Below are 25,301 nucleotides of genomic sequence, written 5' to 3'. Positions count from 1 at the left end.
GCGACCGGCTGTTGCGGCTGCCGCCCTTCCTGCGCCATGGCGAAGCCGCTGACGACCTCACCGACGAGGATCTCCAGGACGGCTTTCGGCTGACCGGCCTGTTTCTGCTGCGCCATGTGCTGGAGCCGCGCGGGCAGGGCCATTCCGATGCGCGCGCCGGCTTCATCAACGCCCTGACGCGGCAGCAGGCCAAGGCGGCGCTGCCGGCGCCATGAGCGGATCGCGCTCCTGCAATACCTGATGACATGGGGTTTCCTGGAACAAAATGGGGGCTTCCGCGTTGGGCGGGCTGGTTCCACAACGGGGGACAGCCCAGATGTTGATCAAGGGTTTTGCGCTGACGGCGGCGCTGCTTGCTTTTGCGCCCGATGCAATGGCCGGCGAACCGCAACCTGGCGTGTTTCGGCGCGCCTCCTGCACCCTTGTCCGGTACTATGTGGCGAAATATTCCGCTGCGGCGGCAGAGACATGGGCGCGGTCCCATGGCGCAACCGATGCCGAGATCGAGGCGGCCCGCCNCCGCTGTGTCACCAATATGCCGGCGATACCCCCGGCCAGCGTCCAGCCGACCGTGACGGCGGGTTGGGGAGGGTAGGAGCAGCCAACAGGGAACCACTCCCTCCTTGCCCGATTCGCTTCCACGGTTTAACCGGGCGGCATGGGAAAACGAATCGTTCCACCGGAAGAACCGGCCGAAATTCACGAGGTCCGGCTGCAGGAAGCGCTGGAAGAGCGCTACCTCGCCTATGCGCTCTCCACCATCATGCATCGCGCGCTCCCCGATGCGCGCGACGGCCTGAAGCCTGTCCACCGGCGCATCCTCTACGGCATGCGCCTGCTCAGGCTGGACCCGGGCACGGCTTTCAAAAAATCCGCCAAGATCGTCGGCGACGTGATGGGCTCGTTCCATCCGCATGGCGACCAGGCCATCTACGACGCCATGGTGCGTCTGGCGCAGGATTTCTCCTCGCGCTACCCGCTGGTCGACGGCCAGGGCAATTTCGGCAATATCGACGGCGATAACCCCGCCGCCTACCGCTACACCGAAGCGCGCATGACCGATGTCGCGCGGCTTTTGCTCGACGGCATCGACGAGGACGGCGTCGAGTTCCGCGCCAATTACGACGGCCAATCGAAGGAGCCGATCGTGCTGCCCGGCGGCTTCCCGAACCTGCTCGCCAACGGCGCGCAGGGCATCGCGGTCGGCATGGCGACCTCGATCCCGCCGCACAATGCCGCCGAACTCTGTGACGCCGCGCTGCACCTGATCGAGAAGCCCGACGCGAAATCCAAGGCGCTGCTGAAGTGGGTCAAGGGCCCGGATTTCCCGACCGGCGGCATCTGCGTCGATTCCAAGCAGGCGATCGCTGAAGCCTACACCACCGGCCGCGGCTCGTTCCGTGTCCGCGCCAGATGGCAGCAGGAAGAGGGCGCTCGTGGCACCTGGGTCGTCGTCGTCACCGAGATTCCCTTCCTGGTGCAGAAGTCGCGCCTGATCGAGAAGATCGCCGAGCTGCTCGACCAGAAGAAGCTGCCGCTGGTCGGCGACATCAGGGACGAGTCGGCCGAAGACGTCCGCATCGTGATCGAGCCGAAGTCGAAGAACGTCGATCCGGCGCTCATGATGGAATCGCTGTTCCGGCTGACCGAGCTCGAAAACAAGATTCCACTGAACCTCAACGTGCTGATCAAGGGCCGCATCCCCAAGGTCGTCGGGCTCGCGGAAGCCTTGCGCGAATGGCTCGACCATCTGCGCGATGTGCTGATCCGGCGCAGCAGCTATCGCAAGGCGCAGATCGAGCACCGGCTCGAAGTCCTCGGCGGTCATCTGGTCGCTTATCTGAACCTCGACAAGGTGATCAAGATCATCCGCACCGAGGACGAGCCGAAGCCGGCCCTGATCAAGGCGTTCAAGCTCACCGAGATCCAGGCGGAAGCCATCCTCAACATGCGTCTGCGCAATCTGCGCCGGCTCGAGGAAATGGAAATCCGCAACGAGGACCGGGATCTCCGCAAGGAGCTGAAAGGGATCGAGAGCCTGCTGGCGTCCGAAGCCGAGCAGTGGAAGAAGGTCGGCGAGCAGGTCGGCAAGGTCCGCGACATGTTCGGACCGAAGACGCCGCTCGGCAAGCGCCGCACCACCTTCGCCGATGCGCCCGAGCACGATCTCGCCGCGATGGAGGAAGCCCTCGTCGAGCGCGAGCCGGTGACCGTGGTCGTCTCCGACAAGGGCTGGATCCGCACCATGAAGGGCCATGTCGAGGATCTTTCCGGCTTGGCCTTCAAGCAGGACGACAAGCTCGGCTTCGCCTTCTTCGCCGAGACGACCTCGAAGCTCTTGCTGTTCGCCACCAACGGCAAGTTCTATTCGCTCGACGTTGCGAAGCTGCCGGGCGGTCGTGGCCACGGCGAGCCGATCCGCCTGTTCATCGACCTCGAGCAGGAGGCGGCGCCCGTCGCGCTGTTCGTGCACAAGGGGGGCCGCAAATTCCTGGTGGCGAGCCACGAGGGCCAGGGCTTCGTCGTCAACGAGGATGATTGCGTCGGCACCACCAAGAAGGGCAAGCAGGTCCTCAACGTCGACATGCCAAACGAGGCGCGCGCGATCACCGAGGTGCTTGGCGACACCGTCGCTGTCATCGGCGAGAACCGCAAGATGCTGATCTTCCCGCTCGAGCAGGTGCCGGAGATGGCGCGCGGCCGCGGCGTGCGCTTGCAGAAGTACAAGGACGGTGGCCTGTCCGACGTCGCTGTGTTCGACGCCAAGGCCGGCCTGACCTGGAAGGACTCCGCGGGGCGCGAATTCTCGGCGAGCATGAAGGAACTCGCCGAATGGCAAGGCACCCGCGCCGACGCCGGCCGGCTGCCGCCGAAGGGTTTTCCGAAGTCGAACAAGTTCGGCAAGGTGATCGGGTAGGCGTGGCTCTCGTTCGTGATATGCAGCAATGCTCCTCCATTGCTGCATCGGTCTGCGCGGTCTGATACCGTCCGTCATGCCGGTTTTTGGGAACGTTGAGAAGTAACGCGATGTACAATGTCATTGTTGTCGGCGGTGGCTCCGCCGGCGCCGCGGTTGCAGCAAGGCTCTCCGAGGATCCGGCACGACGCGTCCTGCTGCTCGAAGCGGGGCTCGACTGGCGCGCCGACGAGGCGCCCTGGGAAGTCAGGACGCCGAACCCGATCCCGATCATCCACCAGCGCGAATATCAGGAGAAGTGGCAATGGCCCGATCTGCTGACGCGCCGCGTCGCCGGGCAGGAGCCGCGTTTCTATTGGCGCGGCAAGGGGCTCGGCGGCTCCTCGATGATGAACGGCCAGATCGCCATCCGCGGCGTTGCCGATGCCTTCGACGAGTGGGCGGCCAATGGCTGCACCGGCTGGTCGGCCCGGGAGGTGATGCCGCTGTTCTCCGTGATCGAGGACGATCTGGAGTTCGGCGACACCTCAGGCCATGGTCGCGGCGGACCGTTGCCGGTCTATCGCGCACCACCGGAGAAATGGGGCCCGATCGATCGCGGCTTGCGCGATGCGGCGCTCGCGAGCGGCTATCCCTGGTGCGCCGATCTCAACGGCCCTGACGGCGAGGGCGTCGCCTGCTATCCCATCAACAGCCGCGACAGCCGCCGTATCACCACCAATGAGGGTTATCTGGAGCCCGCGCGTGGCCGCGCCAATCTGGAGATCCGCGGGCGTGCGCTGGTCGATCGCGTCCTGATCAGCGACAACAGGGCGACCGGCCTTCGCGTCCACATCGAGGGGCAGGGCACCCACGAGATCAGCGCGCGCCAGATCGTGCTCTGCGCCGGCGCGATCCACAGCCCGCCGATCCTGCTGCGCTCGGGCATCGGGCCTGCGGAAGAGCTGAAGGCGATGGGCATCGGGGTCGAACGCGATCTGCCTGTGGGCAAGCATTTCTTCGATCATCCACTGTTTCGCGCCGCGATCCAGCTCCAAGAGGATCTGCGGCCGACCGATCCGGACACCCGCCACACCAATTGCTGCGTGACCTATTCCTCAGGCCTCGCCAATGGCGGCAAGCGCGACATGATCCTGATCGCGTTCAATCATCGCGGCATCGGCATGCCCGGAGCGATCGGCGCCGGTCTGTTCAACGCCTATTCGCGCGGCACGCTCAAGCTGGCCTCGACCGATCCGTCGATCGATCCCATCGTCGAGGAAAACATGCTGGCCGATCCCCGCGATATGCTGCGCATGATGGATGCGGTGAAGCGGCTCGCAGCGATCACCTCGCAGCCGGCGCTGTCAGGCATCGCCGACTGGATCAGGCTCGCCGACACCGACCTGACATTGCCGCAGGCAGCAAGCCTGCCAGATCACGAGCTCGATGCATTGTTGCGGCGTGAAACCGGCGACATCCAGCATGCTGCCGGCAGCTGCCGCATGAGCGGCGTCAATGATACCGACGGTGTCGTCAATCCTGATGGCAGCGTGAAGGGCATCTCGGGCCTGCGCGTCGCCGACGCCTCGATCATGCCGTCCGACTGCCGCGCCAATACGCACTTCACGACGGTGGTGATCGGGGAAGCGATCGCGCGGATGATGATGCGGTAGTGCTGCGGGCCTCGTGTGCGCTGGTCCTCGCGGCTATCTCGGCGTCATTGCGAGCGCAGCGAAGCAGTCCAGAATCCCTCTGAAAAAAGGCCCTGGATTGCTTCGCTGCGCTCGCAATGGCGGAGCAAGCGGAGAGGCCATCGCTCTCCAATCTAAATTCCAAACAACAGACGCACCTTTGCCTTCTCGCGGCGAGTTGCAACGTCATCGCGCCCGAAGGGCTTGACAGAAGGGCCTCCCGATCGCGGCTGCTTTGCCCGACCGGCGCATCATCCGTCACATGTATTGTCTCGTACTTTGGAGAAATCGTTCTTTTTCGCCCGGTGCGTAACCCTGGGAGGCGCCATAATAAGGTTCATTGAATTGATTGTACGGCGCGGCCCGGCGGTGGACCGGCGGCTCAGGCGGCGTGTATGTTTGGTGAGAATTGCGCCGCTTCTTCCCTCCGGCCGTCGCACCGGCGTAATATGGGTTGAGGACGCACATCTGACCGTTGGCCGACGCCCTGCATTGGTCCATCGTCGTATAGGTGCACCGATAGTATGGACTGATTCCGCGAGAGACGACGTTCAAGCAAACGGGAAAAGCCGGATCGAATCTTTGGGCCCGGGCCTGCCCCGCTGTCAAGGCGATAGCCACGGTCAAAATCGTCAAAGCCCATTTACACATTGGAGCGTCCTCCAAGTCGGTACTCCAAGTCGGTACTCCAAGTCGGTACTCCAAGTCGGGTTCAACACACCGGTCGCACTCCCAACGTCGGCAGTATTGATCCACGTCAACGCTCGCGGAATTCCGCTTTAGATCACCCCCACCATCCGTAACGCCACGCCGGCGGCGCAGCTCCCGGCCAGCACCGTCAGCATGCCGAGCTTGAAGCGGAAGATCGCGGTCGCGGCTGCGATCGACAGCACGAGCGCCGGCAGGTCGACGCTCGTCAATACCGGCCTGTCGAAATCCAGCGGAAAGGCGTGCACCGGCACGGTCTCGCGGAACAGCGTGTGCAGCGCGAACCAGATCGACAGATTGAGGATCACGCCGACGACGGCAGCGGTGATCGCGCTCAGGGCGCCGGCAAGCCCTGTGTTGCCGCGCAGCCGTTCGATGTAGGGAGCGCCGACGAAGATCCAGAGGAAGCAGGGCGTGAACGTGACCCAGGTGGCGAGCAAGCCGCCGAGGGTTGCCGCCAGCATCGGCGAAAGCCCGCTGGGATCGCGATAGGCCGCCATGAAGCCCACGAACTGGAGCACCATGATGAGCGGGCCCGGCGTGGTCTCGGCCATGCCGAGGCCATCGAGCATCTCGTGCGGCTTCAGCCAGTGATAATGCTCAACCGCCTGCTGGGCGACATAGGCCAGCACGGCATAGGCGCCGCCGAAGGTGACCAGCGCCATCTTCGAGAAGAACAGCGCGATCTGGCTGAATACGCTGGCCTGGCCGAGCGCCAGCAGCAGAACGATCACCGGAACGAGCCACAGGCACAGCCAGAGCGCGGCGGTGCGGATCGCACGCGCGGTGTCGGGACGCACATGTTCCGGCACGGCTTCGCCGAGCATGCTGTCGATTGCTGCGTTGCTGCCGCCATGGCCATGACCCGCGGGCGCGAACTCGGTGCGGCCGGCGCGGGCGCCGGCATAGCCGATCAGGCCGGCGGCGATGATGATGACAGGGAACGGCACCGCGAAGAAAAAGATCGCAACGAAGGCGATCGCGGCCAGCGCGATCATGATGCGATTCTTCAGCGCGCGCTTGCCGACGCGAAACACGGCCTCGACGACGATGGCGAGCACGGCGGCCTTCAGGCCGAAGAACAGCGCCTCGACGAAGCTGACATTGCCGCAGGCCGCATAGATATAGCTGAGGCCCATGATGGCGATGATGCCGGGCAGGATGAACAGCCCGCCCGCCATCAGCCCGCCCGCGGTGCGATGCATCAGCCAGCCGACATAGGTAGCGAGTTGTTGCGCCTCGGGTCCCGGCAGCAGCATGCAGTAGTTCAGCGCATGCAGGAAGCGGCCTTCGGAGATCCACTTCTTCTCCTCGACCAGGATGCGGTGCATCACGGCGATCTGGCCCGCAGGCCCGCCGAAGCTCAACGACGCGACACGGAGCCAGACACGAAAGGCTTCACCGAAGCTGATGCCGTGACCGGCATCAGCTCCTGCTTGAACGTTACGGGTGTCCATTACGCCTTCACCTTGTTGGTCGGCCAGTTGTGGGTCTCGGCCGTGGCGTCGCGGCACCAGCGATAGAAGGCGTCGTAGAGCAACATGCCGGCCTCGAGCTGTTCGAGGTCGTCGTCGTACATGCGCGACAGCCCGAGCGAGGCTGCGAGCAGGCCTGGGGCCTCCGGGGCCAGATCGGGCCGCGCCGTATCGGCGCCGCGCACCAAAGTCGCGAGCCGCAGCAGCGCCGGCGTGGCAATGCCGAACTCCTCGATCATCACGTCGAAGGTGCAGAGTTCACCGCGGTGGCTCCAGAACACGTTCTCGATGTCGAAGGGCGCAGCCTTGAAGCGCTCGCCGACCGCGACCACTTCGGGCGGCGCGACAAACAAGAACACCGCGGCGGGATCGACGAAGCGGCGGATCAACCAGGGGCAGGCGATGCGGTCGATCTTGGGCCGGGCGCGCGTCACCCAGACCGTGCGCCCCTTGGCATCGCGTGGGGGCAGCTTGCGGGTGTCGAGCAGCGGCAGATTTGCTGCTTTCCAGCCCTCGAAACCGCCCTCGAGCGTTTCGGCCTCGGCGCCGAGCTGGCGCAGCCACGCCGCGGTGCCCTGCGCGAGCTTTTCTCCACGCAGGCAGGAGACGATGGTGCGGCGGCCGGCAAATTGCCCGCCCCATTCCGCAACCGTCTCGTGGCTGAGTTTGATCGAGCCGGGGATCAGCCGCCGGTCGGCGGCAAAATCGTCCTCGGTGCGGACATCGATCAGGACAGGAGCATTGGCCGTGCCGATCAGGCGCGCCAATTTATCTGAAGATATGGTCGTGAATGTAGGCATGTTGATGCGTCCTCGTGGGAACTGAACGGGACGCGATACTTGGGCATGTCGCCTCGTGGGGAGATCGCTCAATCCCCATGCCGTGATTACAGCGAAACCACGCCGACCTGTCAATCGCCTGATACCATGGCATTGTACGCGAGAATGATATTCGCTCACGCCTGGAGTGCGTGGAAGCGGAATTCTGCGGCGGGGCCGGGGTTGATCCTCGGTCGCAAAGAGAAGGCTGCAGGAAGGACCAGGATGACCCGCAAATTCAAGCTCGCTCTCGCCATGGCCGCACTCGCGCTGTCCGCCCAGGCTGCGTTCGCGCAGAAGCCGGGCGTCGAAAGGCTTTACATCATGAATTGCGGGGAGGGCGTTGCCGGCGATATCGGGCGCTGGTCACCGGGGGTAAACGAAGGCAAGCCGATGGATTTCGTCGACACCTGCTATCTCATCAAGCACAGCCAGGGCTGGTTCCTGTGGGACACCGGGATTGCCGACGCCGTCGCGGCGATGCCAAACGGCCTTGTGCCGGCCGATCCCAAGGCCGTCACCTGGCGGCGCCCGAAGACGCTGGCTTCGCAGCTCGAGCAGATCGGCGTGAAGCCCGCCGACGTCAAGGTGATGGGCGTCTCGCACACGCACCCCGATCACATCGGCAATGTCGAGATGTTCCCGCAGGCGAGGCTCTACGTGCAGAAAGTCGAGTATGACTGGCCCGGCGCCAACAACGAGCCGCGCTTCAAGCCCTCACATCCCGTCGAGCTGCTCGCCGGTGACAAGGACGTGTTCGGCGACGGCAGCATCACCATTCTCTCGACGCCCGGCCACACGCCGGGGCACCAATCGCTGATGGTGCGGCTGCCGAAGACCGGCGTGGTGGTGCTCTCAGGCGATGCCGTTCACTTCAAGGACAATTGGGACAACCGCCGCGTTCCCAGCATGAACGCGAACAAGGACCAGAGCGCGGCCTCGATGCAGAAGATTGCCGACACGCTCGACAAGGAAAAGGCGCAGCTCTGGATCAACCACGACAAGGCCCAGCGCGACACCCAGAAGATGTCGCCGGAGTTTTACAACTGAAACAGGATCAGCTTTTCGGTGCGGTGACCGGCGGCGGGCTTGCGTCCGGCGTCTTCTTCGGCTTCAGCGTCCCGGCATAGAACGAGACCAGCCACACCAGGAGCAAAGCCAGCAGATAGACGCCCCAGGCCTGCGGCGGCGTCATGGCCCAGCGGATCAGGCCTTTGAGGGTGCGGGGCGGGCTCTTGTCGTCGGTCATGCCAGCGCTTGTGCGCGAAAGCGGCGGCACGGTCAATCCGGCCGCTTCTCTGCGCGGATCAGGAGCAGCGCGGCCAGCGCTGACAGGCTGAGCGCGGATGAGACCATCAGCACCTTGGCCCCCATCATGTCGATCAGCAGGCCAAAGGCCAGCGGCGCGATCGCCTGCGCCATCCGCGCCGGCGCGCCGATGATGCCGAGGCGGTAGCCGAAATCCTTCGGGCCGAAGATCGCCAGCGGCAGCGTTCCGCGCGCGATCGTCAAGATGCCGTTGCCGGAGCCGTGCAGCAGCGCAAAGGCGCTCGCGGCCGGCGCGCCGAAGATGGCGACGACGGCCGCGCCAATCGGGTGGGTGACGCAGGCCAGGCGGGTCGACCACAATGGATGGAAGCGGGAGAGGACGCTGGCTTCGAGAATGCGCGCGACCACCTGGGCCGGCCCGATCAACGCGCCGGCCGCGATCGCCTCGACATGGCTCGCACCGGTCGCCTCCAGGATGCGCGGAAAGTGCACGGCCATGGCGCCGGTGACGGTCCAGACCGCGGCAAAGACGAAGGCGAACAGGACCATGGTGCGGTCGAGCGGGACGTGCGGTTTCTCCGCCGTTGCCGCGGCCTGCCTGGCGCCCTTGATCGAAGGCAGCATGAAGAAATTGAGGGGCAAGCCGATCAGGACGTTGGCGGCAGCCCAGGCGAAGCAGGTCTCGCGCCAGCCGATATGGGCCAATCCCCAGGCGGTGAGCGGCCAGCCCACGGTCGAGGCGAATCCGGCCATCAAGGTGATGCCGGTGATCGAGCCGCGCGCTTCCGTGCCATAGATGCGGCCGAGCGCCGCGAACGCGGCATCGTAAAGCCCCATCGCCATGCCGATGCCGAGCACGAACCAGGCGAAGGTCATCACCGCCACCGACTGGGAGAAGCCGAGCAGGACGAGGCCGGCGGCAATGGTCAGGTTCGAGGCGGACAACACCTGTCGCCCGCCGACGAGGTCGATCTGTCGCCCGATGCGGGGGCCCAGCATCGCGGAGATCACGAGCGAGGCTGAGAACGCGCCAAAAATCCAGTTGCTGGAGATGCCGAGGTCGTGCGCCATGGGATCGGCGAGCAGGGCCGGCAGATAATAGCTGGAAGCCCAGGCCAGGGTCTGCGTGGTGCCGAGCGCGAGGATGATCGGAAGCTGGCGCTGGCTCATGTCGTCGAATTTCTGGCCTTTGGTGTCATCTTCAGCATTTGCGACCCGAGGCGAGAGCGCGTCAACAGCGTTGGCGGCATATTCGACCTGCTGGCCGTGCGAGCCTTGGTTGCGGCCTTTCGTTCGTCACGAATGCACGCCATAATGGCGTATGCAACTCACCTCCCGCCTTGCGTTGATGAACTGGGTGGCCGGCCAGGGGCTCACCGGCCTTCCCGAACCCGAACTCTTGCGCGGCTTCTGCGAGCGCTGCCGCGCTGAAGGGCTGGAACTTTCGCGCGGCCTCGTCGTCATCGACACCTTGCATCCGATCTACGAGGGCCGTGCCTTCCGCTGGAGCGACACGCCGAGCAACGAGAGCAACGTCATCGAATACGGCTCGACGGCGGATGGCGATGCGGCCAAGAACTGGCGCCGCTCGGTGTTCTATCATCTGCTCGAGCATGGCCACGACGAGATGGTGATCGATCTTGCCGACGCGCCCTCGCTCGATTTCGCGCAGATCGGCGAGCTCGCCGAACACGGTCACCGCCATTTCCTGGCCTTCGTGCACCGCTTCGGCGAGACCGGAGCGCTCGGGCAGATGGACTGCCTCTACTCCTACTGGACGACGCGGCGGGACGAAGGTTTTAGCGAAGCCGAGCTCGCCGCGCTGCGCGATCTCGTGCCGGTGCTGGGACTTGCGATCAAATCGGCGCAGCAGGTCGACATCGTGCGGACGCTGGGGCGGGTCTATCTCGGGCGCGATGCCTCCGAGCAGGTCCTGCGCGGGCGGATATCGCGCGGCGTCACCGAGCGCATCAATGCCGTGCTCTGGTATTCGGATTTGCGCGGCTCGACCGGGATCAGCGAGAGCATCGCGCCGGACGAGATCATCCCGTTCCTCAACGACTACGCCCAGGCCGTGATCGACGCGATCCACGAGGCAGGTGGCGACGTGCTGAAGCTGATCGGCGACGGCGTGCTGGCGATGTTCTGGGGCGAGGACATGGCCGATGCGCGGCGGGCCGCGCTGCGGGCCGAGCACCTGTTTCGCCAGAACATCGCGGCGCTGAATGCGCGCCGGGCGGCGGAGGGCCGCCCGACCACGTCGGCCTATATCGGCCTGCATGTCGGCGAGGTCTTTTACGGCAATATCGGCAGCGAGGACCGGCTCGATTTCACCGTGGTGGGGCCGACCGTGAACGAGGTCAGCCGCATCGCCTCGATGAGCCGCTCGGTCGATCGGGAACTGCTGGCGTCAGCCGAGTTCTACAAGGGCCTGGATGCCGCCGGCCGCCGCTACCTCGTTTCCACTGGCCGCTATGCGCTGCGCGGCATCGGCCGCGCGCAGGATCTCTACACGCTCGACCCTGAAGTCGATGCGAGCGAGCCGGTGACCGGCAGCTATGAGCGATATCTGGCGAACTAGCTCGGCTGCTTCCGCATCTCCGTCATTGCGAAGAGCCCTTGCGACGAAGCAATCCAGACTGCCCCGCCGAGAGATACTGGATTGCTTCGCTCGCAATGACGTTGCGCCTAACAGCGCACTGCTGCTTCGTCGCCCACCATCGCCGGCTGCCGGTCGAGCGTCACCGCCGGCGAAAGCCAGATCACCAGCGCCTGCACGCCGAACACGGCTGCCGCAACAAAGAGGCACGCTTCCGCGCTCCAGAGGCCGCCGACGATCGCGCCGAGCACTGATCCGAGCGGGCGGGCGCCGTAGCTCATGATGTTGATGGCGGAGACGCGCCCGAGCAGGCGCGGCGGCGTCACCGACTGGCGCAAGGTCGTGGTCGAGATCACCCAGAGGATCGGTCCGACGCCGAGCAGGAAGAAGCTCAAGGCCGCAAGCCAGGGCGAGGGCACCGGCACCGTCAGCGCCATCACCACAGCGGCAATAAAACCGGTGATCGGGCCGAGGCCGACCACGGTGCCGAAGGCGATGCGCTTCATCACGCGCGTGGCGAACAGCGCCCCGATCACCATGCCGACGCCGTACATCGTCAGCACCGTGCCGACGCCGGCCGCGGTCAGGCCAAGATGGCGCACCGCATAGGGCACGAACACCGCGATCTGCAGAAACCAGCCGGTGTTGAAGATGAATTGGGTGATGAACACCGGCCGCAGCAGCGGATGGTGGAAGACAAAACCGGCGCCCTCGCGAATGTCCTGGAACGGATGGCGTCGTGGCACCGGTGCACGCGCGGGCTCGTAGAGGCCGGAGAGCAGCATCACGGCGATCGCTGACAGCGCCGCGGCGAAGCCGAAGGCCGGGCTCGCGCCCCACCAGCCGACCAGCGCGCCGCCGAGCGCGGGCCCGCTGGCAAAGGCGATGGTGCGCGCAAGCTCGATGCGGGCATTCGCGGCCGACAGCAGCTCGGCGCTCACCAGCGAGGGCACCAGCGCCGGCGCGGCGACGCTGTAGACGACGGTGCCACAGACGGCGGCAAAGCCGAGCAGCGCCAGCAGCGGCAGGTTGAGCGCGCCGAGCCAGAGCAGCAGCACGATCGCCGCCAGCGCCACCGCCCGCAGCGCCTCGGCACCTGCCATCAGCGCGCGGCGGGAGATGCGGTCGGCCAGGAGGCCGGCGGGAATCGCGAACAGCACGAAGGGCAAAGTGAGCGCGGTCTGGAGCACGCCGGTCTGGCCCTCGGCAACGCCCAGCGTCAGCACGGCGACGATGGGGGCGGCGGCCAGCGCGATCTGCTCGGCCGATTGCGCCGTGAGGTTGGACCAAGCGAGGCGGTTGAAGGTGTCGGGAAGCCGAGGGGCATTTGACATGGCGCATTTCCTGCAAACTCGTGATGCTGCCAGTATTCGCTTCCGGGAACGGTCAATCCCACCCGCTTCCCGACAGGAGCGGGCAAAGCCCGGGCGGGCAGTGGGAACCAATGGGCCTAGATGCAGTTGCAAATGAGTTGCAATAAGAATCGACTCCGGTATTCTGACCGCATGGATGCCCGATCGCCCGATCTGACCCAGGACCTGACCCAAGATGCCGCCGGCTGGCGCACCGACGCGCCGGCCACCAAGAGCCTCGCTGAGGTGAATGCCACCGTCGCCATCCCCGCGGCCGGGGCATGGTGGCGGCGATTGCTCGCCTTTGTCGGCCCGGGCTACATGGTCTCGGTCGGCTACATGGACCCCGGCAATTGGGCGACCGACCTCGCCGGTGGGTCAAGGTTCGGCTACACGCTGCTCTCGGTCATCCTGCTCTCGAACCTGATGGCGATCCTGCTGCAGTCGCTGGCGGCACGGCTTGGTATCGTCACCGACCGTGATCTGGCGCAGGCCTGCCGCGCCACCTATTCGCCGGCGGTGAACTTCTTGCTCTGGCTCGCCTGTGAAGCGGCGATCATCGCCTGCGATCTTGCCGAGGTGATCGGCACCGCGATCGCGCTGAAACTTCTGTTCGGCATTCCCCTGGTCGGCGGCGCGCTGATCGCAGCCCTCGACGCGTTCCTGCTGCTGGTCCTGATGAACCGTGGCTTCCGCTTCCTCGAAGCCTTCGTGATGGCGCTGCTTGCGGTGATCGCGGTCTGCTTCGCGGTCCAGATCGTCGCTGCGGCGCCGCCGGTTGCCGAGGTGCTGCGCGGCTTTGCGCCGAAGCGGGAGATCTTCACCAATCCCGAGATGCTCTACATCGCGATCGGCATCATCGGCGCGACCGTGATGCCGCATAATCTCTATCTGCATTCCTCGATCGTGCAGACGCGCGCCTATGCGCGCAACGACGAGGGACGCCGCGACGCCATCAAATGGGCGACGACGGATTCCACCATCGCGCTGATGCTGGCGCTGTTCATCAACGCTGCGATCCTCGTCGTCGCGGCCGCGACGTTCCATACCAGCGGCCATTCCGACGTCGCCGAGATCGGCCAGGCCTTCGAGCTGCTGTCGCCGCTGCTCGGCCTCGGCATCGCCTCGACATTGTTCGCGGTGGCGCTGCTGGCCTCTGGCCTGAATTCAACGGTCACCGCGACGCTGGCCGGCCAGATCGTGATGGAGGGCTTTCTCGATTTGCGTCTGCCGAGCTGGGCGCGGCGCCTCGTCACGCGCGGCATCGCCATCATTCCGGTGATCGCCGTCACCGCTGTTTATGGCGAGCGCGGCACCGCGGATTTGCTGGTGTTCAGCCAGGTCGTGCTGTCGATGCAGCTGCCCTTCGCGGTCATCCCGCTCGTCCGCTTCGTCTCCGATCGCCGCAAGATGGGGCAGTTCGCGATACCGGTGTCAGTCGTTGCCATCGCCTGGATCGTCGCGGGCGTGATCGTGGTTCTGAACGTGAAGCTGCTGGTGGATACGCTGTTTGGTTGACCCCCGTGCGCAATTGCGCACCAGGCGGAGCATGACAGCAAGCTAATCCTGCGGCTCGGAGGCCGTATCGCCCTGCGCATCGATGCGCAGCCAGCCTGAGGGGGCGAGGCGCTGCTGCGGCAGGAAGCGGGCCTTGTAATCCATCTTCTTGGAGCCCTCGATCCAATAGCCGAGATAGACGTAAGGCAGGCCTTGCCGGCGCGCGCGGGCGATGTGGTCGAGGATCATGAAGGTGCCCATCGAGCGGGACACCTGGCTCGGCTCGAAGAACGAATAGACCATCGACAGACCGTCGCTGAGCACGTCGGTAAGTGCGACCGCGATCAGCTCCTCGCCGCGGCCGGTGAGGCCGCTGTCGGGGCCGCGCTTGCGGTACTCGATGATGCGGGTCTCGACATGGCTGTCCTCGACCATCATGGCGTAGTCGAGCACGGTCATGTCGGCCATGCCGCCATGGCGATGGCGGGCATCGAGATAGGCGCGGAACACCGAATATTGCTCTGAGGTCGGCACCGCGCTGCGCTGCTCGCCGATGATGTCGGCGTTGCGCGCCATCACTTTGCGGAAATTGCGGGACGGGCGGAACTCGTTGGCGACGACCCGGACCGAGACGCAGGCCCGGCACTGGTCGCAGGCCGGCCGGTACGCGATCGACTGGCTGCGGCGGAACCCGCCATGGGTCAGGAGATCGTTGAGGTCGCCGGCGCGTTCCCCCACGAGGTGCGTGAACACCTTGCGCTCATGCCGGCCCGGCAGATACGGGCAGGGGGACGGCGCCGTGAGGTAGAATTGCGGGGTGTCGCGCGAATGCTGGGTCAAGGGACGTCGTGGGCCTCCGAACTGGGTATCAGCATCGCGCTACGAAAGCTCCCGGTCAATCTGTCTGCTCGGCTGGTCAGATCAATCAGTCTAGCGGATCCAGGTTAGCAGGTCCTTGACCATCGTGACTCACCAGGTCCGTGCGCTCTGGGATACGGGCGCGCGAACGGAATTGTTGATCACGACCGTCCCCAGCACGAAATCGTGCAGCAGGCGCCGGCGGCTGTTGAAGAGGCCGACAAGCACCACGAAGGGCGACAGGAACGAGACCGAGACCCAGAACAGCACGGCGTGGGTGGCGCCGAGGACAAAGTAGCCCGGCGCGCCGTACCAAGTGCGCAGCTCCAGGTCCATGATCCGCATCCCGACCGTCGCCGACGAGGCGCCACCGATGCTGGCGCCGTAATAGACGATGGCCCAGATCACGGAGGCCGGCCAGGCCAGCCAGAACAGCGCCCAGCCGATGCCCAGCGTCACCACGCCGAACAAGGCGATGAAGATGTAGCCGAGGATGACGGGAACGGAGATCACGATCATATCGATCAGGAACGCGAACACTCGCCGAGTCGCAACGCCGCGGAACAGTTCCGGATGCAGATAGGGATCGTAGGCGTGCGGCTGCGCCCCGCCGTCATTGCGCCAGACGCCGCTGTCATCTGGCGAACCCGAGTAAGACATGAGCTTCCCTTCCGGTTTCGGATATCTCACCCGCAGCACATGGGCACCATCCGGCCACACGCCAAGGCTGTCGGCCGGTCAACCCTGCAAAATATTCGGGCGATTCGACGGCCGGCGACGGCTTGCGCGGTTCATGATTTGCATCATGCTGCAGGGACGAGGGCCCAATTCCGCCCCCGGTCAGGATCATTTTCATGGGTGGTCAGATCGAACTGCGTTGCCGCTGCGGCGACGTCCGCGCCGTGGTAACGGATGTGTCGCCCAGGACGGTCAATCGTGTGATCTGCTACTGCGACGACTGCCAGGCCTTCGCCCACCAGCTCGGCCGCGCCGATCTGTTGAATAGGAAAGGCGGCAGCGACATTGTCCAGGTCGCGCCGTCGACGCTCTCCTTTGTGCAGGGACAGGACCGGATCGCGGGGGTGCGACTGAGCCCGAAGGGCCTCTACCGGTGGTATGCAAGCTGCTGCAACACACCGGTCGGCAACACGGTCTCGCCGACCATTCCCTTTGTCGGCATCATCGCGCAGGCGTTCGAGGGAGGCACGTCGGCCGTTGACGATGCCGCCGGCCCGCCGGTCGGCGCCATTCTCGGCAAGTATGCGGTGGGCGAGCCGCCGGTGGGCTCAACTGGAATTAATCTCTCTCTCATCCTGCGCGCTATCGGCAAGGTGCTTGCGTGGAAGGTGGGTGGGAAGACATGGCCGCATCCGTTCTTCAAACGGGAGGCGCGCGAGCCGATCTATCCCATCACCGTACTGTCCCGCGAGCAGCGCGACGCGCTGCGTCCGCTGTGTGGACCCCGGCCTGCGGCGTAAGCGGCTGATGGAGTGGTGTAGCAAAGTTCTCTCTCGACCGTCATTCCGGGGCGGTCCGCAGGACCGAACCCGGAATCTCGAGATTCCGGGTTCGATGCGAAGGCATCGCCCCGGAATGACGGGAACTGGTTGGCACGCTACGCTTAGTCCACCCTAACGGCACTATGCTTGGGAGCGCAGCTTCTCTGCCGCCTTCGGCGCAAAATAGCTGAGCACGCCGTCGGCGCCGGCGCGCTTGAAGGCGAGCAGGCTCTCCATCATGGCGCGGTCGCCGTCGAGCCAACCGTTGTTCGCGGCGGCTGATATCATCGCGTATTCGCCGGAGACCTGATAGGCGAAGGTCGGCATCGCGAACGTGTCTTTCACGCGGCGGATCACGTCGAGATAGGGCATGCCAGGCTTCACCATCACCATGTCGGCGCCTTCGGAGATGTCGAGCTCGACCTCGCGCAGCGCTTCGTCGGTGTTGGCGCTGTCCATCTGATAGGTGCGCTTGTCGCCGGTGAGCGTCTTTGCCGAGCCGATGGCATCCCGGAACGGGCCATAGAAGGCGGAGGCGTACTTGGCCGCATAGGCCATGATCTGCACGTCGAGCAGGCCTGAGCGATCGAGCCCCTCCCGGATCGCGGCGACGCGGCCATCCATCATGTCGGAGGGCGCGATGATGTCGCAGCCGGCTTCGGCCTGCACCAGTGCCTGGCGCACCAGCACCGCGACCGTCTCGTCGTTCAAAATCTTGCCGTCGGAGATCAGGCCGTCATGGCCGTGGCTGGTGAAGGGATCGAGCGCGACGTCGCAAAGGACGCCGATCTCAGGGAATTCCTTCTTGATTGCGCGCACCGCCTGGCAGACCAGATTGTTCGGATTGGTCGCTTCCGAGCCTTGCTCATCGCGCAGGGAGGGGTCGGTGTAGGGAAACAGCGCGATACAGGGAATGGTGAGCTTCATCGCGCGTTCGGCTTCGCGCACAGCCTGATCGACGCTGAGGCGATCGACTCCGGGCATCGAGGCGATGGGCTCGCGCTTGTTGTTGCCGTCGATCAGGAATAGCGGCCAGATCAGATCGTCTGTGGTGAGCACATTCTCGCGCACCATGCGCCGGGCCCATTCGGCCTTGCGGTTGCGGCGCGGGCGGACGGTCAGATCGAGGGCAGGGGAGGCGGTCGTGCCATCCCGGCGCGAAACCTCGCGCAGTTCGATCGGACGTCCGTATTTGATCGCCATTACACTCTTCCTCCGGCTGGAATTATTCTTATACCAGTTCGCATGGTTCCCGTCACCGCGGCTTGACCTCCCGCAAGGTGATGGCAGCCGATTGATTTTGCGGGGCGAAACAGCCAGAAGGGGGGCCATGTCCGACATATCCACCCGCGATAGTACCAATGCCAGGGATGCCGTCAGAGATAACGCCCGGGACAGCGCGATGTCGGTGGCTGCGATCTCGTCGGAGCGAGCTGAGTCCGACGACAATGTCTGGACGCGCCGGCTGGTGCTGTTCCTGCGGGTGATGGCGCTGCTGTCGATCCTCAAGGGCCTCTATCACTGGGCGCAGGTGACCGGCTTTGTCGGTGGCGAGGACGAGGCATTCGAGAACCAGTCGATGGCCTGGCAGGCCTCAACCATCTACTTCGCCGTGATCGAGCTCGTCGCCGCCGTCGGCCTGTGGCTCGCCACGCCCTGGGGCGCGGTGGTGTGGCTGACCACCGTGGTCTCGATGGCGGTGATCGAGCTGATGTTTCCGGGGATCTATGGCGGCAGCCTGATCGTCGTCGGCGTCGAGGCCTTCATGCTCGCCGCCTATCTCGCGCTCGCCTGGATGGCCGCGCGCGAACGGCCGCCGTAGCGGGCGCCAGCTTAGCGCGCACGCTGGCGTCCCGGACGCAATGCAGCGCGGCCTGGCGATGCAAAGCATCGTCCAGAGCGGTGTGATGCATTGTAGAGCCGGGCCCATGTATCAGCGATCTCGCTTGTGGCTTCTGTTGGGTCCGGCTCTGCGCTCCCCCTTGGCCGGGACACGAGTAGTGCACTTGGTTGACCGTTGGTTGCGTAAAATTCGCCGCAACTTTTCGCTAACTCCGCCGAATCCGCCACAGCTCTTACGCGAGCGTTTCGAATTGGGGCGTGGCTGTTCTGGAATGCGACAACGGGCCCGGACGGAGGGTGAACAGGACCTTGCCACGGTCAACAGACGGTTGCGAAAAGTGCTTGTGGCACAGGCTTAATCCGCAATTCACTGTCTTAAATTCATGATCTCTTTATTCTCTTATTTAAGCCGATCTTCAAACGCCCCTCTTAAGTTGGACCTATCAGACGGAACACAAGTTGCGTCGAATAAGTGTCGACAAAAACGACAACAGGGGAAGTGTCATGATGAAAGCCGTCGCAACTGCGGCAGATACCGCAGAGCGCGTTTCCGGCCCGCAGGGTTCGGTGCAGTCGCTCTATCTGGAAGCTTTGACTCTGGTGGAGCGGCTGCATCGCCGGCTCCTCGACGTGATCAAGGACGAGTTCGATCGTCGTGGCCGCGCCGACATCAATTCCGTGCAGGCGCTCCTGCTCTACAACATCGGCGACAAGGAACTGACCGCAGGCGAGCTGCGCACGCGCGGGTACTATCTCGGCTCCAACGTCTCCTACAACCTGAAGAAGCTCGTCGAGCTCGGCTTCCTCGATCATCAGCGCTCGCGCGTTGATCGCCGCTCGGTGCGCATCCGCCTGACGCCGCAGGGGCAGGAAGTCCGCCGCATCGTCGACAGCCTCTACCAGAAGCACGTCAAGACCGTTGAACAGGTCGGCGGCATCTCGGGCGAGGAGTTCTCGACCCTCAACAAGTCGCTGCACCGCCTCGAGCGGTTCTGGACCGACCAGATCCTGTATCGTCTCTGAGTTTTCAGAAGGGATCAAGGCCAAGCCGGCCCGCAACAAGACCGGCAGGCCTCCCAACGTGCCTGACTTCCCCAAGCCCGTCGGCTCGGCTTGCCCGGACCGGCGCGTTTTGACGTCTCTTCGCAGTTGCGAAAAAAAGCCAGCAGGGGCGGAACCGGATTCTGGCATCGCAGTTGTCTCTCCGGATCGGAGGATGCGATGCTGGTCGAGCGCGGGTTCCAGGTAATGAACGTCGAACTCGTGAGCGATGCCTACGCCATCGCCGCGAATTACCTTCGCCGCTCCGGTGCAATCCCCGACTCGCTGGCGACCAACGACCGCCTGCTCGAGATCATCGTCAAGCTGCTCCAGCACGGCGAATTCAACAAGATCAGGCTCGCCAACAAGGCGATCACGCGATTCGAGGCGCAGTCCGAGGCTCGCGCCGTTGCCTGATCAAGACTCCAAAAACATCGATGAACCAGAGGGTGCCATGGAAGCTGCCATCGACCGCATCATGCAGACCTATGACCTGCTCGCCAACCGGACGGCGGCGGCGAGCGCAGAGGCGCGGGAAAAGGTGACAAACTACCTCAACACCCTGATGGAAGCCGGCGAGAAGGACACCCACAGATTGACCGTCTGCGGCCTGACCTACCTGCGCCAGCTCGATGGCAGCGTGGACCCGGTGAAGGCGGGGTATACCGGGCTGTAGACGGGACGGCCTGAATGGCGGCAAGTCCGGTCAGCTTGGCCCCCGCGGGGGCGACTTGCCGGCTTCGGTTGGGGATTGGGCCGCCTACACCGGTCAGTCCCCATCTCTACGCCGAGGCAGTCCCGTAAGCTTGCGGGCCTCCAGGTCAGCCATCTCCACCATATCTTGCATAATTCCGACGCCCGACCCGCAAATGCTTGGCCGGGGGCGGGCGATGTGGTAGATCGCGCGTGCTTCCAACCGCCACACAGGACCGACCGTAGCCCTTACCAACAGGCTGCGGCGGTGGAGATATTCGCCGATGACCTCTGCCTCCGCCAAAACCTCTGCGCCCGCTTCGTTTTTCACCGCCTCGCTCGAGCAGGCCGACCCAGAAATCGCCGCCGCCATCAAGGGCGAGCTCGGCCGGCAGCGGCATGAAGTCGAGCTGATCGCCTCCGAGAACATCGTCAGCCGGGCCGTGCTGGAAGCGCAGGGTTCGGTGATGACCAACAAGTATGCAGAGGGTTATCCGGGCGCACGTTACTATGGCGGTTGTGAGTGGGTCGACGTCGCCGAGAACCTCGCGATCGATCGCGCCAAGAAGCTGTTCGGCGCCAACTTCGCCAATGTGCAGCCGAACTCGGGCAGCCAGATGAACCAGGCCGTGTTCCTGGCGCTGCTCCAGCCCGGCGACACCTTCATGGGTCTCGACCTTGCGGCCGGTGGCCATCTCACCCACGGCTCGCCCGTCAACATGAGCGGCAAGTGGTTCAAGGCGTCGCACTACACCGTGCGCCGCGAGGACCAGATCATCGACATGGACGCGGTCGCGAGGCAGGCCGAAGAGGTCAAGCCGAAGCTGATCATCGCCGGCGGCTCGGCCTATTCGCGCGCCTGGGACTTCAAGCGCTTCCGCGAGATCGCCGACAGCGTCGGCGCTTACCTGCTCGTGGACATGGCGCACTTCGCCGGTCTCGTTGCCGGCGGCGTGCATGCTTCGCCGGTGCCGTATGCGCACGTCACCACGACGACTACGCACAAATCGCTGCGCGGTCCGCGCGGCGGCCTGATCCTCTCGAACGACGAAGTGCTCGCCAAGAAGCTCAACTCGGCGATCTTCCCGGGCCTGCAGGGCGGCCCCTTGATGCATGTGATCGCGGCGAAGGCGGTTGCCTTCGGCGAAGCGTTGCGTCCGGACTTCAAGGTCTATGCGAAGAACGTCGTCGAGAACGCCAAGGCGCTGGCCGCGGCGATGAAGAGCCACGGCTTCGACATTGTCTCCGGCGGCACCGATAACCATCTGATGCTGGTTGACCTCCGGCCGAAGGGCCTGAAGGGCAACGTCTCGGAGAAGGCGCTGGTTCGCGCCGCCATCACCTGCAACAAGAACGGCATTCCGTTCGACCCCGAAAAGCCGTTCGTGACCTCCGGCCTGCGTCTCGGCACGCCCGCAGCGACGACCCGCGGCTTCGGCGTCGCCGAATTCCAGCAGGTCGGCGGCATGATCGCCGAGGTCCTCAACGCGATCGCACAGTCCGACGACGGCAAGGCGCCGCTGGTCGAGGCCGCGATCAAGGAAAGGGTCAAGGCGCTCACGGATCGGTTCCCGATCTATCAGTAAGAGGCCAAGTCTAAAGCGCGATGAGAATGGGTTGTATCATCATCGCGCTTTAGCTCTTTGTTTGAGCATGATCTTTCCGGAAAACCGCTTCACGCTTTTCCGGATCATGCTCTAGGGATCAAGGTACTCGGATGCGCTGCCCGAACTGCAACAGTCTCGATACGCAGGTAAAGGACTCGCGTCCGACCGAGGACTCTTCCGTCATCCGCAGGCGGCGCGTGTGCATCGCCTGCAATTTCCGCTTCACCACCTTCGAGCGCGTGCAGCTGCGCGAACTCACGGTGATCAAGCGCAACGGCCGCCGCGTGCCGTTCGACCGCGACAAGCTGATGCGCTCGGTGTCGATCTCCTTGCGCAAGCGGCCGGTCGAGCCTGAAAGGGTGGAGAAGATGGTCTCCACCATCGTGCGCGAGCTCGAGACCGGGGGCGAAGCCGAGATCTCGTCCGAGGTGATCGGCGAGACCGTGATGGAGCATCTGCGCACGCTCGACGACGTCGCCTATGTGCGCTTTGCCTCCGTCTACCGTAATTTCCGCGAGGCCAAGGATTTCGCCGACGTGCTCGGCGAGCTCTCCGGTGAGGAGGAAGCGCGGCTCGCCGCGATCCGCAAATGATCTTCCGCATCCTGGAAGATCAGTTCGCCGCGAGGATCCGCGAATCCAAGGATTCGGATCGCCGCTTCATGCAATTGGCGCTGGCGCTCGGCCGGCGCGGGCAGGGACGCACCTGGCCCAATCCGGCCGTTGGTGCCGTCATCGTCAAGGACGGCCTCATCGTCGGCCGCGGCTGGACGCAACCCGGTGGACGGCCGCATGCGGAGCGTGAGGCGCTCCGGCGTGCAGGCGAGGCGGCGCGCGGCGCAACGCTCTACGTCACGCTCGAGCCTTGCTCGCATTTCGGCAAGTCACCGCCATGCGCCGATGCGGTGATCGCTGCCGGCATCAAGCGCGTGGTGGCGGCGATCGAGGATCCCAATCCGGAAGTGGCGGGGCAGGGCCATGCGCGCCTGCGCGCCGCCGGCGTCACCGTGGATGTCGGCCTGTGCGCGGCGGAGGCGGCGTTCGACCATGCCGGCCATTTCCGCCGTATCCGGGACAAGCGTCCGCACGTGATCCTGAAGCTCGCGGTCTCGCCTGACGGCAAGATTGGCGCTGAAGGCGGCAAGCCGCTCGCGATCACGGGCGAAGCCGTGCGCAATCGCGTGCATCTGCTGCGCGCGCAGAGCGATGCCATCCTGGTCGGCATCGGCACGGTGCTGGCGGATGATCCGCAGCTCAATTGCCGCCTGCCTGATATGGAAGCGCATTCTCCGGTGCGCGTCGTCCTCGACCAGAATTTGCGAATTCCCGCCTCCAGCCAGCTTGTTCGTTCTGCGCGCGAAATGCCGCTCTGGGTGATTGCTTCCGAGCTTGCCGAAGCAGCCGCCGCGACCCGCCTTGGCGCGGCCGGTGCGCAAATCATGCGCATGCCGCCGAATGGTGCAGCCGGGCTCGACCTTCCAGCCGTGCTGCGCGCGCTCGCCGAGAAAGGCATCACGCGGCTGATGGTCGAGGGCGGCAGCCGCGTTGCGGCCTCTTTCGTGTCCGCCGACCTCGTCGACGAGATCTGGCTGTTCCGCGGAGCGGAAGAGGTGGGCGCGGGCGGGGTCGATGCGCTCGATGCATTGCCCCTGTCGAAAATCACGCAGTCGCAGGCCTATAAGGTTCATGCTAGCGAGACATTCGGCCCCGATACTCTCACCATCTACGAGCGCGCCTAATATGTTCACCGGCATTGTCACCGATATCGGCGAGATCGTCAGCTTCAAGCCCGTGGCGCAGGGGCAATTGCATCGCCTGCGCATTGCCTGCGGCTACGACCAGACCACCATCGCCGATGGCGCCTCGATCGCCAACAACGGCGTCTGCCTGACCGTGGTCGCTTCCGGTGTCGCCGACGGCAAAACCTGGTTCGACGTCGATGCTGCCGCCGAGACGCTGGCGCTGACGACGGCGAAGCATTGGAAGCTTGGCACCAAGCTCAATCTCGAGCGTGCGCTCAAGATCGGTGACGAACTCGGCGGCCACATCGTTGCCGGCCATGCCGACGGGATTGCGACCATCATCAACCGCGAAGACCTGCCCGACATGGCGCGATTCGAGCTCTCGACGACGCGGGAGCTGGCGCGTTTCATCGCCACCAAAGGTTCGATCACGCTCGACGGCGTCTCGCTGACGGTCAATACGGTTGAGGATACGACCTTTTCGGTGCTGATCATTCCGCATACGCTCGAAGTCACGACGATCGGCGGCTGGAAGGTGGGTGCTGAAGTCAATATCGAGGTCGATCTGATGGCCCGCTACGCGGCGCGGCTGACGGAAATGAAGTGACCGGCGAAGCCGGATTTGCGCTTTAAAACTTGGCTTACGCGGTCGCGGTGACTACATAACGCGCCGACCCCAGTAGAACGGATTGAACGATGGCTGACGCGCGGCGCGCACCCCTGAAGGACCAGACCGACATTTCCGGCGCACGGGCGCTTGTCGTCGAGGCACGGTTCTATGACGATCTCCAGGACGCGCTTCTGGACGGCGCGGTCGCGGAGCTGAAGGCGGCGGGCGTGACGCATGACGTCATCACGGTTCCCGGCGCGCTGGAAATCCCGGCTGCGGTCGCCATCGCAGTCGACGCGGCTGCGGCGAACGGCAATCCCTATGACGCGGTGATCGCGCTCGGCTGCGTGATCCGCGGCGACACCATTCATTTCGAGATCGTGTCGCAGGAATCCTCGCGCGCGCTGATGGACCTTGCGGTTGCGCGAAAGCTGCCGCTCGGCAACGGCATTCTCACCGTCAACAACGAGGAGCAGGCCTGGGCGCGGGCGCGCGCCAGCGAGCTCAACAAGGGCGGCGATGCCGCACGCGCGGCGCTTGCGATGCTGCGCATCAAGCGCCGCCTGGCGCGGGCCTGAGCCATGGCTGAGATCAAGAAACCGGCAGTTTCTGCGGAGAAGAAGGCCAACCGGCGCGGTGCGGCGCGGCTCGCAGCCGTTCAGGCGCTGTACCAGATGGACATCGCCGGCGCCGGCATCAACGACATCTTTGCCGAGTTCGAGAGCCACTGGCTCGGCAACGAGGTCGAAGGTGACACCTATCTGCCGGCCGAAGCTGCATTCTTCCGCGACGTCGTTTCCGGCGTCGTGCGCGACCAGAAGAAGCTCGATCCCTTGATCGACGAGGCGCTGTCGAAGGGCTGGCCATTGAAGCGGATCGAGGCGATCCTGCGCGCGGTGCTGCGGGCAGGGGCCTATGAGCTGCAGCATCGCAAGGACGTGCCGGGCCGCGTCGTAGTGTCCGAATATGTCGACGTCGCCAATGCCTTCGTCGACCGCGAGGAGACCGGCATGGTCAATGCCGTGCTCGACCAGATCGGCCGCCAGTTTCGCGGTGATGAGTTCGGGCGGGGGTAGTTGAGGCAACGACTTCCGCCGTAGCC

25 protein-coding genes and 2 pseudogenes are annotated in these 25,301 nt (G+C 64.8%); 18 read left to right on the top strand and 9 right to left on the bottom strand.

Annotation, left to right across the window (positions count from 1 at the left end):
• The 4 genes and pseudogenes from AOQ71_RS49050 to AOQ71_RS33840 form a co-directional block, all read left to right on the top strand.
• Positions 1-215, top strand: a pseudogene (locus tag AOQ71_RS49050) (DNA repair protein RecO); the annotation flags it as partial.
• A gap of 101 nt (positions 216-316) precedes the next feature.
• Positions 317-518 (top strand): annotated as a pseudogene (locus AOQ71_RS49045) (hypothetical protein); the annotation flags it as partial.
• A 140-nt stretch (positions 519-658) separates the two neighbouring features.
• Positions 659-2,917 carry a DNA topoisomerase IV subunit A gene (parC, locus tag AOQ71_RS33845; RefSeq protein WP_057756443.1) on the top strand — a complete coding sequence of 753 codons (2,259 nt, stop codon included), beginning with the start codon at positions 659-661 and terminating at the stop codon, positions 2,915-2,917.
• Positions 2,918-3,027: 110 nt separating this feature from the next.
• Positions 3,028-4,572 (top strand): GMC family oxidoreductase, encoded by a 1,545-nt coding sequence (locus tag AOQ71_RS33840; protein ID WP_057756440.1) that lies wholly within the window; start codon positions 3,028-3,030, stop codon positions 4,570-4,572.
• 276 nt (positions 4,573-4,848) lie between these two features.
• Here the strand turns inward: AOQ71_RS33840 and AOQ71_RS50045 are convergent, their stop codons facing one another.
• The 3 genes from AOQ71_RS50045 to AOQ71_RS33830 all read right to left on the bottom strand — a co-directional run bounded on the left by AOQ71_RS50045 (position 4,849) and on the right by AOQ71_RS33830 (position 7,573).
• The gene (locus AOQ71_RS50045) at positions 4,849-5,241 is read right to left on the bottom strand and encodes a DUF3551 domain-containing protein (protein ID WP_157083746.1); all 393 of its coding nucleotides are present in this window, start codon (positions 5,239-5,241) and stop codon (positions 4,849-4,851) included.
• Between the two features lie 128 nt (positions 5,242-5,369).
• Positions 5,370-6,755 carry a chromate efflux transporter gene (gene chrA / locus AOQ71_RS33835; RefSeq protein ID WP_057756437.1) on the bottom strand — a complete coding sequence of 462 codons (1,386 nt, stop codon included), beginning with the start codon at positions 6,753-6,755 and terminating at the stop codon, positions 5,370-5,372.
• Positions 6,755-7,573, bottom strand: coding sequence for a chromate resistance protein ChrB domain-containing protein (locus AOQ71_RS33830; RefSeq protein WP_057756435.1), 819 nt, complete (start codon positions 7,571-7,573; stop codon positions 6,755-6,757). Before AOQ71_RS33830 ends, chrA begins: the two co-directional genes overlap by 1 nt.
• A gap of 243 nt (positions 7,574-7,816) precedes the next feature.
• Here AOQ71_RS33830 and AOQ71_RS33825 point away from each other — a divergent pair, with 243 nt between their 5' ends.
• On the top strand, positions 7,817-8,641 hold the full coding sequence (locus tag AOQ71_RS33825) for an N-acyl homoserine lactonase family protein (protein WP_057756432.1): 825 nt from the start codon (positions 7,817-7,819) through the stop codon (positions 8,639-8,641).
• A gap of 7 nt (positions 8,642-8,648) precedes the next feature.
• On the opposite strand, the gene AOQ71_RS33820 is transcribed toward AOQ71_RS33825, so the two are convergent.
• Both AOQ71_RS33820 and AOQ71_RS33815 read right to left on the bottom strand, forming a co-directional pair.
• A complete protein-coding gene (locus AOQ71_RS33820; protein ID WP_057756774.1) occupies positions 8,649-8,840 on the bottom strand; it encodes a hypothetical protein in 192 nt (63 codons plus the stop codon).
• Between the two features lie 32 nt (positions 8,841-8,872).
• Positions 8,873-10,030: an MFS transporter gene (locus AOQ71_RS33815; protein WP_057756429.1), complete on the bottom strand. Its 1,158-nt coding sequence runs from the start codon at positions 10,028-10,030 to the stop codon at positions 8,873-8,875.
• A gap of 151 nt (positions 10,031-10,181) precedes the next feature.
• Here AOQ71_RS33815 and AOQ71_RS33810 point away from each other — a divergent pair, with 151 nt between their 5' ends.
• Complete coding sequence (locus AOQ71_RS33810) at positions 10,182-11,441, top strand: adenylate/guanylate cyclase domain-containing protein (protein ID WP_057756426.1); 1,260 nt, start codon at positions 10,182-10,184, stop codon at positions 11,439-11,441.
• A gap of 107 nt (positions 11,442-11,548) precedes the next feature.
• Here the strand turns inward: AOQ71_RS33810 and AOQ71_RS33805 are convergent, their stop codons facing one another.
• A complete protein-coding gene (locus AOQ71_RS33805; RefSeq protein ID WP_057756423.1) occupies positions 11,549-12,793 on the bottom strand; it encodes an MFS transporter in 1,245 nt (414 codons plus the stop codon).
• Positions 12,794-12,964: 171 nt separating this feature from the next.
• Here AOQ71_RS33805 and AOQ71_RS33800 point away from each other — a divergent pair, with 171 nt between their 5' ends.
• Positions 12,965-14,329, top strand: coding sequence for an Nramp family divalent metal transporter (locus tag AOQ71_RS33800; protein ID WP_057756420.1), 1,365 nt, complete (start codon positions 12,965-12,967; stop codon positions 14,327-14,329).
• A 42-nt stretch (positions 14,330-14,371) separates the two neighbouring features.
• Here AOQ71_RS33800 and AOQ71_RS33795 read toward each other — a convergent pair whose 3' ends face one another.
• On the bottom strand, positions 14,372-15,148 hold the full coding sequence (locus tag AOQ71_RS33795; protein ID WP_057756417.1) for an arginyltransferase: 777 nt from the start codon (positions 15,146-15,148) through the stop codon (positions 14,372-14,374).
• Positions 15,149-15,277: 129 nt separating this feature from the next.
• Complete coding sequence (locus AOQ71_RS33790; protein ID WP_057756772.1) at positions 15,278-15,826, bottom strand: RDD family protein; 549 nt, start codon at positions 15,824-15,826, stop codon at positions 15,278-15,280.
• A gap of 194 nt (positions 15,827-16,020) precedes the next feature.
• On the opposite strand from AOQ71_RS33790, the gene AOQ71_RS33785 reads away from it, so the two are divergent.
• Complete coding sequence (locus tag AOQ71_RS33785) at positions 16,021-16,644, top strand: DUF6151 family protein (protein ID WP_057756414.1); 624 nt, start codon at positions 16,021-16,023, stop codon at positions 16,642-16,644.
• 162 nt (positions 16,645-16,806) lie between these two features.
• On the opposite strand, the gene hemB is transcribed toward AOQ71_RS33785, so the two are convergent.
• The gene (gene hemB / locus AOQ71_RS33780) at positions 16,807-17,868 is read right to left on the bottom strand and encodes a porphobilinogen synthase (protein ID WP_057756411.1); all 1,062 of its coding nucleotides are present in this window, start codon (positions 17,866-17,868) and stop codon (positions 16,807-16,809) included.
• A 127-nt stretch (positions 17,869-17,995) separates the two neighbouring features.
• On the opposite strand from hemB, the gene AOQ71_RS33775 reads away from it, so the two are divergent.
• The 10 genes from AOQ71_RS33775 to nusB all read left to right on the top strand — a co-directional run bounded on the left by AOQ71_RS33775 (position 17,996) and on the right by nusB (position 25,275).
• Positions 17,996-18,487, top strand: a complete 492-nt coding sequence (locus tag AOQ71_RS33775) for a DUF6163 family protein (RefSeq protein WP_057756408.1) — start codon at positions 17,996-17,998, stop codon at positions 18,485-18,487.
• A gap of 524 nt (positions 18,488-19,011) precedes the next feature.
• The gene (gene ldtR / locus AOQ71_RS33770; protein ID WP_027529973.1) at positions 19,012-19,530 is read left to right on the top strand and encodes a transcriptional regulator LdtR; all 519 of its coding nucleotides are present in this window, start codon (positions 19,012-19,014) and stop codon (positions 19,528-19,530) included.
• Positions 19,531-19,728: 198 nt separating this feature from the next.
• Positions 19,729-19,965, top strand: coding sequence for a hypothetical protein (locus tag AOQ71_RS33765; RefSeq protein ID WP_057756406.1), 237 nt, complete (start codon positions 19,729-19,731; stop codon positions 19,963-19,965).
• 37 nt (positions 19,966-20,002) lie between these two features.
• Positions 20,003-20,224: a hypothetical protein gene (locus AOQ71_RS33760; RefSeq protein ID WP_057756403.1), complete on the top strand. Its 222-nt coding sequence runs from the start codon at positions 20,003-20,005 to the stop codon at positions 20,222-20,224.
• A 301-nt stretch (positions 20,225-20,525) separates the two neighbouring features.
• Positions 20,526-21,827, top strand: coding sequence for a serine hydroxymethyltransferase (gene glyA, locus AOQ71_RS33755; protein WP_057756400.1), 1,302 nt, complete (start codon positions 20,526-20,528; stop codon positions 21,825-21,827).
• Between the two features lie 131 nt (positions 21,828-21,958).
• On the top strand, positions 21,959-22,441 hold the full coding sequence (gene nrdR / locus AOQ71_RS33750; RefSeq protein WP_057756398.1) for a transcriptional regulator NrdR: 483 nt from the start codon (positions 21,959-21,961) through the stop codon (positions 22,439-22,441).
• Positions 22,438-23,586, top strand: coding sequence for a bifunctional diaminohydroxyphosphoribosylaminopyrimidine deaminase/5-amino-6-(5-phosphoribosylamino)uracil reductase RibD (ribD, locus tag AOQ71_RS33745; RefSeq protein WP_057756396.1), 1,149 nt, complete (start codon positions 22,438-22,440; stop codon positions 23,584-23,586). Before nrdR ends, ribD begins: the two co-directional genes overlap by 4 nt.
• A gap of 1 nt (position 23,587) precedes the next feature.
• Positions 23,588-24,196: a riboflavin synthase gene (locus AOQ71_RS33740; RefSeq protein ID WP_057756394.1), complete on the top strand. Its 609-nt coding sequence runs from the start codon at positions 23,588-23,590 to the stop codon at positions 24,194-24,196.
• Positions 24,197-24,285: 89 nt separating this feature from the next.
• On the top strand, positions 24,286-24,777 hold the full coding sequence (ribH, locus tag AOQ71_RS33735; RefSeq protein ID WP_057756392.1) for a 6,7-dimethyl-8-ribityllumazine synthase: 492 nt from the start codon (positions 24,286-24,288) through the stop codon (positions 24,775-24,777).
• A gap of 3 nt (positions 24,778-24,780) precedes the next feature.
• Positions 24,781-25,275 carry a transcription antitermination factor NusB gene (nusB, locus tag AOQ71_RS33730; RefSeq protein WP_057756390.1) on the top strand — a complete coding sequence of 165 codons (495 nt, stop codon included), beginning with the start codon at positions 24,781-24,783 and terminating at the stop codon, positions 25,273-25,275.
• Positions 25,276-25,301 lie beyond the last annotated feature (26 nt).

This window comes from Bradyrhizobium manausense (genome assembly GCF_001440035.1).
In the GTDB taxonomy this organism is placed as follows: domain Bacteria; phylum Pseudomonadota; class Alphaproteobacteria; order Rhizobiales; family Xanthobacteraceae; genus Bradyrhizobium; species Bradyrhizobium manausense.
The sequence above is the reverse complement of the archived record's forward strand: the minus strand, read 5'-3'. Positions and strand labels throughout refer to the sequence as shown.